At 70.2% G+C, this 9,924-nt stretch carries 6 protein-coding genes and 2 pseudogenes; 4 read left to right on the forward strand and 4 right to left on the reverse strand.

Annotated elements, in window-relative coordinates; all coding sequences use genetic code 11:
- Nucleotides 1-290 (forward strand): annotated as a pseudogene (locus C1J00_RS30745) (ATP-dependent DNA ligase); the annotation flags it as partial.
- On the opposite strand, the gene C1J00_RS30750 reads toward C1J00_RS30745, so the two are convergent.
- Nucleotides 277-2,409, reverse strand: a complete 2,133-nt coding sequence (locus C1J00_RS30750; protein ID WP_245936573.1) for an OmpL47-type beta-barrel domain-containing protein — start codon at nt 2,407-2,409, stop codon at nt 277-279. The pseudogene C1J00_RS30745 and the gene C1J00_RS30750 overlap by 14 nt on opposite strands.
- Nucleotides 2,410-2,465: 56 nt before the next feature.
- Nucleotides 2,466-4,946: a ThuA domain-containing protein gene (locus C1J00_RS30755; RefSeq protein ID WP_180989750.1), complete on the reverse strand. Its 2,481-nt coding sequence runs from the start codon at nt 4,944-4,946 to the stop codon at nt 2,466-2,468.
- Between the two features lie 189 nt (nt 4,947-5,135).
- Between C1J00_RS30755 and C1J00_RS30760 the strand changes: the two are divergent.
- The 3 genes and pseudogenes from C1J00_RS30760 to C1J00_RS30770 all read left to right on the forward strand — a co-directional run bounded on the left by C1J00_RS30760 (nt 5,136) and on the right by C1J00_RS30770 (nt 7,736).
- Nucleotides 5,136-6,113 (forward strand): annotated as a pseudogene (locus C1J00_RS30760) (multicopper oxidase domain-containing protein).
- Between the two features lie 94 nt (nt 6,114-6,207).
- Nucleotides 6,208-7,245, forward strand: a complete 1,038-nt coding sequence (locus C1J00_RS30765; RefSeq protein WP_102912262.1) for a LacI family DNA-binding transcriptional regulator — start codon at nt 6,208-6,210, stop codon at nt 7,243-7,245.
- Nucleotides 7,246-7,490: 245 nt separating this feature from the next.
- Nucleotides 7,491-7,736: a WhiB family transcriptional regulator gene (locus C1J00_RS30770; protein WP_180989751.1), complete on the forward strand. Its 246-nt coding sequence runs from the start codon at nt 7,491-7,493 to the stop codon at nt 7,734-7,736.
- A 109-nt stretch (nt 7,737-7,845) separates the two neighbouring features.
- On the opposite strand, the gene C1J00_RS30775 is transcribed toward C1J00_RS30770, so the two are convergent.
- On the reverse strand, nt 7,846-8,823 hold the full coding sequence (locus tag C1J00_RS30775) for an acyl-ACP desaturase (RefSeq protein ID WP_102912263.1): 978 nt from the start codon (nt 8,821-8,823) through the stop codon (nt 7,846-7,848).
- Between the two features lie 189 nt (nt 8,824-9,012).
- The gene (gene ddaH, locus C1J00_RS30780; RefSeq protein ID WP_102912264.1) at nt 9,013-9,789 is read right to left on the reverse strand and encodes a dimethylargininase; all 777 of its coding nucleotides are present in this window, start codon (nt 9,787-9,789) and stop codon (nt 9,013-9,015) included.
- Nucleotides 9,790-9,924 lie beyond the last annotated feature (135 nt).

Here is a 9,924-nt window from a genome sequence, read left to right on the forward strand (position 1 = left end):
CCCCCGTCTCCGCACCCCTGCGCTGGGACGAGGTCGGCGTCGCGCACCCCCACGACTTCGACCTCGCGACCATGCCCGCGCGCTTCGCCGAACTGGGCGACGTGCACGCGGACATGGACGACAAGCGCTATTCCCTGGAAGCCCTGCTCGACCTCGCCCGCCGCGACGAGCACGACCACGGTCTGGGCGACCTGCCGTACCCGCCCGAGTATCCGAAGATGCCGGGGGAACCCAGGCGGGTGCAGCCGAGCAGGGCCCGCAAGGAGAAGGAGCCCCCTACAGCTCCCTGATCCGGATGTCCCGGTACGAGACCACATCCGTCGTGCCGTGCACCTGGAGCCCGATGTAACCGGAGGCGAACCGCCGTCCGTCCGTGCCCGGGTCGTCCGAGCGGGGCGGGCTGAACTCCTGGCCGCCGGCGTTGTCGAACTCGTTGATCAGCACGCCGTTGCGGAACACCGAGTAGTGCTGGCCCTCCACACGGATCTCGTAGTCGTTCCAGATGCCCTTCTGCGTCACCCCCGCCCCGGCGAGCCCGACACGGTCGAAGCCGTAGACCGACCCCGTCTTGTACATGTCGCCGTCGGGCCGGTCGAGCACCTGCACCTCGTGCCCGTACTTGATGGCGACCCACTCCGGGCGGGACTCCTCCGGGTGGTCGTGGACCCACGGGAAGCGCACGAAGACACCCGAGTTGGCGTTGCCGGTGCCGGGTGCGTCGTCACGCCACTGGAGCTTCAGCGAGAAGTCGCCGTACTTGCGCTGCGGGAACCACAGCATGCCCATGCCGGGCGTCGTGGTGCCGGAGGTGATCGTCCCGTCGGGGTTCAGCCCGAACGAACCGCCACCCACCTGCTGCCACTTGGCGAGGGACTCCGCCGTGCCGTCGAACAGCGCGCGGTAGCCCTCGGTCTGCCCCGGCTCGCCGATGCCCGACTGCCGGGCGGCCTTGCGGATCGCCTTGGACTCCCGCTGGTCGATGACCCCTTCCTTCAGCAGCGCGTCCAGCACCGAGTTCACGTGCTTGAGGAACAGCGCCTGGGACGTCCACTCCTTCTCGTCCTCGATCAGCTCGCCGATCCGGCACCGGTTGTCGGTCACCCGGTTGCGCACCCCGGAGTCGACCGTGCCGACGATCACCGTCAGCCGCTCGTCGTACTCCGGGCAGTCGGGCGCCGGGACCTGTCCGGAGACGACCGTGAAGGTCACCGTGCGGGCCGCAGCGGTGTTCCCGGCCTTGTCCGTCGCCCGGTAGGCCACGGTGTGCGCACCCGCCCGGTCGACCACCACCGGCGCCGAGTAGGCGAGGTACGGCCCGCCGTCCAGCGAGTACTCGATCCTCTCGACGCCCGAGCCGTGCGCGTCGGTCGCCGTGACGGTCACCCGGGCGCTGTTGACGTACGCCCCGGCGGAGTTCCTCGTGCCCTCCACGGTCACACCCGTCACCGGCGGAGTGGTGTCCTGCGGTGGCGCGGCGACCACCGTGAACCGCACGCTCTTCTCCGCCGCCACGTTGCCCGCCTTGTCGGTGGCGCGGTAGCGGACGCTGTGCTCGCCCGCCTGGTGCACCATCACGGGCCCGGTGTACGGCTGCCAGGCGCCCGAACCGACCGCGTACTCGATGGTGTTGACCCCGGAACCCGTGTCGGAGGCCGAGACGGTGACCGTCGCCATGTCGATGTACGCCCCGTCGGCGTCGCGCTCACCGCTCACCGTCGCCGAGGTCTCCGGCGCGGTGGTGTCGTCCGACTGGGGCGCCACGACCGTGAACGCCGTGCTCTTCTCGGCGGACACGTTCCCCGCCTCGTCGAACGCCCGGTAGCGGATCTCGTGGCTGCCGACCTGGTCGACGACGACCGGCGCGGTGTACGGCTGCCAGGCACCCGCGTCGCCGGTCGCGTACTCGATACGGTCGACGCCGGAGCCGCCCTCGTCGGTGGCGTGCAACGCCACGCTCGCCGAACCGACGTACTCGCCCTGCGCGTTCTGCGTGCCACTCACGTGCGCCGACGCCTCGGGCGCCGTGGTGTCCTCGCCGGTGCCCTCGGTCACCGTGAGGATGCCCTGCATCTGGCCGTGGCCGGGGATGGTGCAGTGGTAGAAGTACCGGCCCGGCGTGAGCGTCACCTGGGCCGTGTGCTTGCCGCCCTGGGCGTCGTTCGGGTTGGCCAGGATGTTGAGCTGCACATCGCTGTTGAACTCGGGATCACTGGTCACGAACGTCAGCGTGTGCGGCATGCCCGTGGTGTTGCCGGTGGCCGTGCTGTTCTCGAACACGATCGTGGCCGTGCCGGCGACCGCCGTCTTCGGCGCGGAGAGGTACTTGTCGATGTCGTTGCCGGCCGTCCAGGTGAGCACCTGGTCGGCGGCCTCCTTCCCGGGCTGCCCGGCGGCGGGCAGCGCCTGCATGCCGAGCAGCGTCAGCAGGGCGGCCAGCAGGGCGGCCCAGATTCTTCGACTCCGGATCACTCGCTCCCCCTCGCCAGCAGGCCGGCGGCCGGCGTGGGCCCGCCGCCCTTGTAGGTGACCCGCCACAGGGCCGACTTGGAGTCCGAGGTGAAGAAGCCGCGCCCGTAGTCGAGGACGTACAGCGCGCCGTCCGGACCGAACCTCCAGTCCATGAGGTTCTTGATGCCGTCGTTGCCGACCGGCACGATCTTCTTCAGCGACTCCGAGTGCACCGGCAGACCGCCGTCGCCCTGCGTCTTCGGGTCCATCAGCACCGCGTTGCGCGGCTGGTCGGCGTCGTAGAAGTCACCGACGAACCACTTGCCGTCCCAGTAGGGCGGCCACTTGACCGCGCTGTCCGCCGCGACCGCGCCGTACCGGTACACCGGCCCGTTCATCGCGGCCTGCCCGCCGCCCTTCAGCCAGGGCAGCCGGTACGTGGCCTCCGCCGGCTTGTACGACGGGACACCGTTCGCATCCCTCGGGTAGTCCGGCGCACCGCCCGACGGCGAGTACCAGATGTTGTTTCCGGTCACCGGCGGCAGGTTCACCAGGCCGTCGTTGTTCGGCGACTCGTTCTTCGGGCGGTCGCAGTCGTACCAGCCCAGCGGCTTGGACGGGTCCGGCAGATTGCGGTCCCGGTAGGGCTGCTTGTTGCCCATGCAGTACGGCCAGCCGCGGTTCCCCGCCTTGGTGACGGCGGCGAACGTGTCGTACTTGGCCGGACCCCAGGTCGTCGAGGGCGCGCTCGCGTCCGGCCCGACCCAGCCCGCGTAGAGCACGTCGGTCGACTTGTCGACGGAGATGCGTGCCGGGTTGCGGACGCCCATCACGTAGATCTCGCCGCGCGTCTTGCCGCCGCCCTCGGCGGTCTCCTTCCCGGTGAACAGGTTGCCCTCGGGGAGTGTGTACGTCCCGTCCGGCTCCGGGTGGATGCGCAGGATCTTGCCATTGAGGTTGTTGGTGTTGCCCGCGGTGCGGCGCGCGTCGGCGAAGGAGACGCCCTTGTAGTTCGGCTCCGGGTTGTTGCCCGAGTAACCGCCGCTGAATCCGCTGGAGTTGTTGTCACCGGTGGCGATGTAGAGGTTGCCCTTGGAGTCCCAGGCCATCCCGCCGCCGGCGTGGCAGCAACTGTGGATCTGCACCGGCCACTTGAGGAGGACCTTCTCGCTGGCGAGGTCCAGCTTGTTGGTGGCCCGGTCGAGCGTGAAGCGGGAGACCCGCCGCTCGGCCGTCCGCGTCTCGCGGTCGATCCGCTCGTGCGGCGTGTAGTGCAGGTACATCCAGCCGTTCTGCGCGAACCCCGGGTCCAGCTCGATGCCTAGCAGTCCCTCCTCGACCTTGACCAGTTCGTCGCCGCCGCCCTTGTTGCCGAAGACGGTGAGCGCGCCGGCCAGGGTGACCTGCTTGGTCTTGGGATCGTAGACGTGGATCTCGCCCTCGCCCTTGCCGATATCGGGGTTGTTCCAGTCCGTGATCACGGGCTGGGAGGAGTCGGCGCCGCCCCGGCCGATGTAGAACACCCGGCCGTCGGGCGCGGTGACCAGCCCGTGCGGCTCGCCGATCTGGTCGTTCTGCCCGGGCTGGTTGGGCTTGGTCAGCCGCTCCGCCGCGTAATGGGCGTTGATGGTCGCCTTGCAGTCGGCCTGCTCCAGCCGCGTCGTCCACATCAGCGCACCGCGCAGGTGGTCACGGAAGTCGGTCTCGTCGTACGACGACACCGTCCCGCCCATGCCGGTGTAGAAGGAACGGCCGCCGTCGTAGTCCCGGCACCAGCTGACCGGATGGTCCCAGCCGTTGGCGCCCGTGCCCGGCTGGTACGTCGACTCGCGGACCCGCGCCACCGTGTGCACCTCGCCCGACGGGTTCTTCACCCAGTTCAGCCACCGGTCCGGGCGTTTCCACTGCACGGGCAGGTCCTCGGTGGCGGGGTGCCCGCGGTCGCCGGCCTCCACGGTCGCGCGCTGCACGGCCGTGGGGCTCGACGCGGCCGGACGGGCACCCACCAGTCCGGTGAACCAGTCCGAGTACGGCTCCGCGCGCGCCGCGTCATGGATGCCGACGAACCCGCCGCCGGCCTCCATGTAGGCCTCCAGGCCCGCCTCCTGCTCCGCGTCGAGGACATCGCCCCCGCCGGTCAGGAAAACGATCGCGTTGAAGCGGCCGAGTCTCGTCCCGTCGGTGAACACCGAGGCGTCGCCGGTGGCCTGCACCTTGAAACGGCGGTCCGACGGGCCCGACAGACCGATGTCCTCGATGGCCTCGATCCCGGCGTTCACCACCGGCGACTCCTCCCCGGCCGCCGCGGACCCGTGGAAGATCAGCACCCGTACATTCGCGCCGCCGGGCGGCGACTTGATCGACATCGTTGTCGGCGTGGGTTCGGGATAAGGGCGCGCGGTCGCGGCGGGGCCCGACAGCAGCCCCACCGTCACGACCCCGGCGGCGACGGACGCCGCCCAGCCGCGTCTTCTCGTGCTCAACCCTCGTAAGTGCATGGGCACCTCCTCGGTCACAGCAACACCGCCAAGGAAGCTAAACCCCTTTGCCTGTCGCGCCAATACCTATGACCGGGATGGCGTCAACTTTGTCTTGAGTGTGGATAAACGGCAGCGCGGCCGGTACCGTCGCACAGGTTCATCACAGGTACGCCTCCGTAAAAGCCTTACCAGGGTGGGGAGTTCCGCATGGACAGACGCAGCTTCAACCGGCGGGTCCTGCTGGGCGGCGCGGCCGTCGCGACATCGTTGTCCGTGGCGCCGGAGGCCGTCAGCGCCGCCGGACCGGCGAAGACGGCGCCCGCCGGGGGCGAGGTGAAGCGCATCAAGCTGTACGCCGAGAAGCTGGCCGACGGGCAGATGGGCTACGGCCTGGAGAAGGGCAAGGCGTCCGTACCGGGCCCGCTGATCGAACTCAACGAAGGCGACACGCTGCACGTCGAGTTCGAGAACACCATGGACGTGGCGGTCAGCCTGCACGTCCACGGCCTGGACTACGAAATCACCAGCGACGGCACGAAGATGAACCGCAGCCATGTCGAACCGGGCGGCACCCGCACCTACACCTGGCGCACCCACGCCCCCGGCCGACGCAAGGACGGCACCTGGCGGGCGGGCAGCGCGGGCTACTGGCACTACCACGACCACGTCGTCGGCACCGAGCATGGCACGGTGGGGCTCCAGAAGGGCCTGTTCGGCGCGGTCATCGTCCGCCGCAAGGGCGACGTCCTGCCGGACCGGACGCACACGGTCGTCTTCAACGACATGCGCATCAACAACAAGCCGCCGCACTCCGGTCCGGACTTCGAGGCCACGGTGGGGGATCGCGTCGAGTTCGTCGTGATCACGCACGGCGAGTTCTACCACACGTTCCACATGCACGGTCATCGCTGGGCGGACAACCGCACCGGCATGCTGACCGGCCCCGACGACCCCAGCCAGGTCATCGACAACAAGATCACCGGACCGGCCGACTCGTTCGGCTTCTAGGTGATCGCGGGGGAGGGCGTCGGCGCGGGCGCCTGGATGTACCACTGCCACGTGCAGAGCCACTCCGACATGGGCATGGTGGGGCTGTTCCTGGTGAAGAAGCCGGACGGGACCATCCCGGGGTACGAGCCGCACGAGCACGGTCAGGAGCCGCCGGGCGGCGGCCACGAGCACTGACGGGCAACTGCTCCGCACGGCTCGCGAGAGCGCTCTCACCCCACGGCGGCCCCGGGGCTATCCTGATCCGCAGCCGCAGGTGAGGAGCCCCGAAGTGACCGACACAGCCCCGCGTCCCACCCTGGAGGCCGTGGCCGCCCGGGCCGGTGTCTCGCGGGCCACCGTGTCCCGCGTGGTCAACGGCGGCGACGGGGTGCGGGACATCCTGGCGGAGCGGGTACGCAAGGCCGTCGACGAGCTCGGGTACGTGCCCAACCAGGCCGCCCGCTCCCTGGTGACCCGGCGGCACGACGCGATCGCGGTCGTCGTCGCCGAACCGGAGACCCGGGTCTTCGCCGACCCGTTCTTCGCGCTCCAGCTGCGCGGCATCAGCAAGGAGCTCACCGCCCACGACAACCAGCTCGTGCTGCTGCTCACGGAGGGCAGGGACGACCACGCCCGGGTCGGCCGGTACCTCGCCGGCGGACATGTCGACGGCGCCCTCGTCTTCTCCCTGCACCTCGACGACCCGCTGCCGGAACTGATCCAGCGGGCCGGCGTCCCCACCGTCTTCGGGGGGCGGCCCGGCTGGAGCGGCGACCGGCGCGACGTGGTCTACGTCGACAGCGACAACCGCGGCGGCGCCCGCGACGCCGTCCGCCACCTGGCCGGCCTCGGCCGCACCCGTATCGCGCACATCACCGGCGCCCTCGACCAGACCTCCGCCGCGGACCGCCTCGACGGGTACCGGGACGTCATGGTGGACGCCGACCCACTACTGATCGCCGAGGCCGACTTCACCCCGGCCGGGGGCGAGCGGGCGATGCGCGAGCTCCTCGGCCGCTGCCCGGACGTGGACGCGGTGTTCGCCGCCAACGACCTCATGGCCTCCGGGGCACTGCGCGTCCTGCGCGAGTCCGGCCGCCGGGTCCCGGGCGACGTGGCCGTGATCGGGTTCGACGACATGCGGCCCGTCGCCGAGCAGACCGACCCGCAGCTCACGACGGTCCGCCAGGACATAGAGGAGATGGGCCGTCTGATGGCCCGCCTGCTGCTGCGCGGCCTCGACCGGGGCGCCCCACGGGAGGGTGTCGGGGCGACGCCGTCCAGCGTGGTGCTGCCGACGACGCTGGTACGGCGCGGATCGGCGTAGCCGGTCTCGGCTCCGCCGCGGGGCGCTGCGGATCACGGCGGAGCGGGCGCCGTGCGGGTCGGCGAGCCTGCACGGCGGGTGACATCCGCCGCCGGAGCACCGCTGTGGCGGGTTGTGCGGTGTTTCCGCGCGCCGCCGTGCGCCGGCCGGTCCGGCGGGCCACCATCGAAGCGGCCGGGGCCCGGGTACGCGGTGTTGATCCCGCGTTGATCGAACGTTTTTCGCCGCCCGCAACGCTTCCGGTCATGCACATCGACACGATCACCTCGCCCGAACTCGAATGGCAGCAAGAGGCGTTGTGCGCGCAGACGGGGGCGGACTTCTTCTTCCCCGAACCGGGCAGTTCGGTGCGGGAGGCGAAGCGGATCTGCGGCATGTGCCCGATCCGCGCGGCCTGCCTCGCCTACGCACTGGACAACGACGAGCGCTTCGGTGTCTGGGGCGGTCTCTCGGAGAAGGAGCGGCTGGAACTGCGGCGGGTATCGCGCTAACCCGCCACGGGGGCGGAGGCCTGCCGTCCTCCGGCAATCGCCGTCGGCGTGCACGAGGCCCCGGCCGCTCGTGGCGGCCGGGGCCTCGTGACCGTGTGTGCGGGCGGTGTCAGGCGCCGGCCCGGGCCGCCATGCGGGCCTTGCGGGCGGCCAGCTTCTCGTCGAACTTCGACGCCTCGGAGTCCAGACCGCCCATGAACAGACCGAGCTCCTCCTGCGCCTTGAGGCCCTCGGGACCCAGGCCGTCGATCTCCATGACCTTCAGGAAGCGCAGCACGGGCTGGAGCACGTCGTCGTGGTGGATGCGCATGTTGTAGATCTCGCCGATCGCCATCTGCGCGGCGGCCCGCTCGAAGCCGGGCATGCCGTGGCCGGGCATCCGGAAGTTCACGATGACGTCGCGCACGGCCATCATCGTCAGGTCGGGCGCCAGCTCGAAGGCCGCCTTCAGCAGGTTCCGGTAGAAGACCATGTGCAGGTTCTCGTCGGTGGCGATGCGCGCCAGCATGCGGTCGCAGACCGGGTCCCCGGACTGGTGGCCGGTGTTGCGGTGCGAGACGCGGGTCGCGAGCTCCTGGAAGGCGACGTAGGCCACCGAGTGCAGCATCGAGTGCCGGTTGTCCGACTCGAAGCCCTCGCTCATGTGGGACATCCGGAACTCTTCCAGCTTGTCCGGATCCACCGCGCGCGAGGTGAGCAGGTAGTCGCGCATCACGATGCCGTGCCGGCCCTCCTCCGCGGTCCAGCGGTGCACCCAGGTGCCCCAGGCGCCGTCGCGGCCGAACAGCGAGGCGATCTCGTGGTGGTAGCTGGGCAGGTTGTCCTCGGTCAGAAGGTTGACGACGAGCGCGATGCGGCCGACCTCGGTGACCTTGGACTGCTCCTTGCCCCAGGCCTCGCCGTCCTCGAAGAGACCGGGGAAGTTGCACCCGTCGCTCCACGGCACGTACTCGTGCGGCATCCAGTCCTTGGCGACCTGCAGATGCCGGTTGAGCTCCTTCTCGACCACTTCCTCCAGGGCGTACAGCAGCTGAGCGTCGGTCCAGGCGCCGGCCGGGCTGCCGAGGTGGGGAGTGGTGATCGTCATGGACTCTCCAGGGGGACAAACGTATGAGCGGTGTGCGGTGAACCTACGGCATCGTAGGCTACGTATCCGTAGGTTACGATGTCGTAGGTTAAGTGTGCTGTAAAGGCAGCTGATCAGCGGGTCGCTCGTCCGCCCGTCAACTCTCCGGACCCGCAGGTCGGGGGGCCCGGACGGGAAACGCGGGTCCGGTCAGGCGTACAGTTCCCGCAGCCGCACCGAGAGGCACGTCACACATCCCTCGAGCTTCTCGAACTCGCTGATGTCCACGACGACCGGTTCGTAACCGAGGTCGGCGAACAGCTCGGCGGTCTTCGGCGCGCTCGCCGCCATCAGCAGCTTGTCGCCGCCGAGCAGGACGACGTGTGATCCCGCCTCCTCGGGGACCGGCAGGAAGCGGGAGAACAGCGAGGGCGTGTCCATCTTGGGGATGTGTCCGACGACCGTACCGTCGGGCAGCGCCGTGACCGCCGACTTCAGATGCAGCACCTTGCTCACCGGCGCGGACACGACCCGCGCGCCGAGCGGCTCGAACGCGGCACGCAGCTGCTGGACGCCGGCGGCGTTGGTGCGCCCGCCCCGGCCCACGAAGACGGTGTCGCCGATCTTCAGGACGTCGCCGCCCTCCAGCGTGCCCGGGTCCCAGATCCAGTTCACCGAGCAGCCCAGACCGGCCACCGCCTCCTCGACCCCGGCGGTCTCCGCACGCCGGGAGTCGGCACCCGGGCGCGCGATCAGCGCGACGTTCCGGTACATCACGACCGTGTCCTCGACGAACACCGAGTCCGGGCAGTCGTCGGCCGGGTCCACCTCGATGGTCTCCCAGCCGTGCGTGCGCAGGGCCTCCACGTACGCCTCCCACTGCTCGACGGCGAGATCGGCGTCGATCTTCTCCCGCTCGATGTGCGTCACCAGCCCCTCGGCGAGACGCGGGCTGGGGCGGCGGACGAGGGCCTTCTTGCTGGGCACGAGCGTGACTCCGTATCGGATGGACGTGTCTGGACCGCACCGACAGGGCCTCCGGGATCGACCGGAACCCATCGGGCGTCGGCCGACCATCATGCAGGGCGAACGGGGGAGAGGACAGCCCCGGGGCGCGGCCGG

This window comes from Streptomyces cahuitamycinicus (assembly GCF_002891435.1).
Taxonomy (GTDB): domain Bacteria; phylum Actinomycetota; class Actinomycetes; order Streptomycetales; family Streptomycetaceae; genus Streptomyces; species Streptomyces cahuitamycinicus.

Excerpts from the sequence above, each read along its gene's own strand:
- C1J00_RS30775 (WP_102912263.1), bottom strand. The coding sequence starts at position 8,823 with ATGACGATCACCACTCCCCACCTCGGCAGCCCGGCCGGCGCCTGGACC.
- C1J00_RS30755 (WP_180989750.1), bottom strand. The coding sequence starts at position 4,946 with ATGCACTTACGAGGGTTGAGCACGAGAAGACGCGGCTGGGCGGCGTCC.
- C1J00_RS30750 (WP_245936573.1), bottom strand. The coding sequence starts at position 2,409 with ATGCAGGCGCTGCCCGCCGCCGGGCAGCCCGGGAAGGAGGCCGCCGAC.
- C1J00_RS30770 (WP_180989751.1), top strand. The coding sequence starts at position 7,491 with ATGCACATCGACACGATCACCTCGCCCGAACTCGAATGGCAGCAAGAG.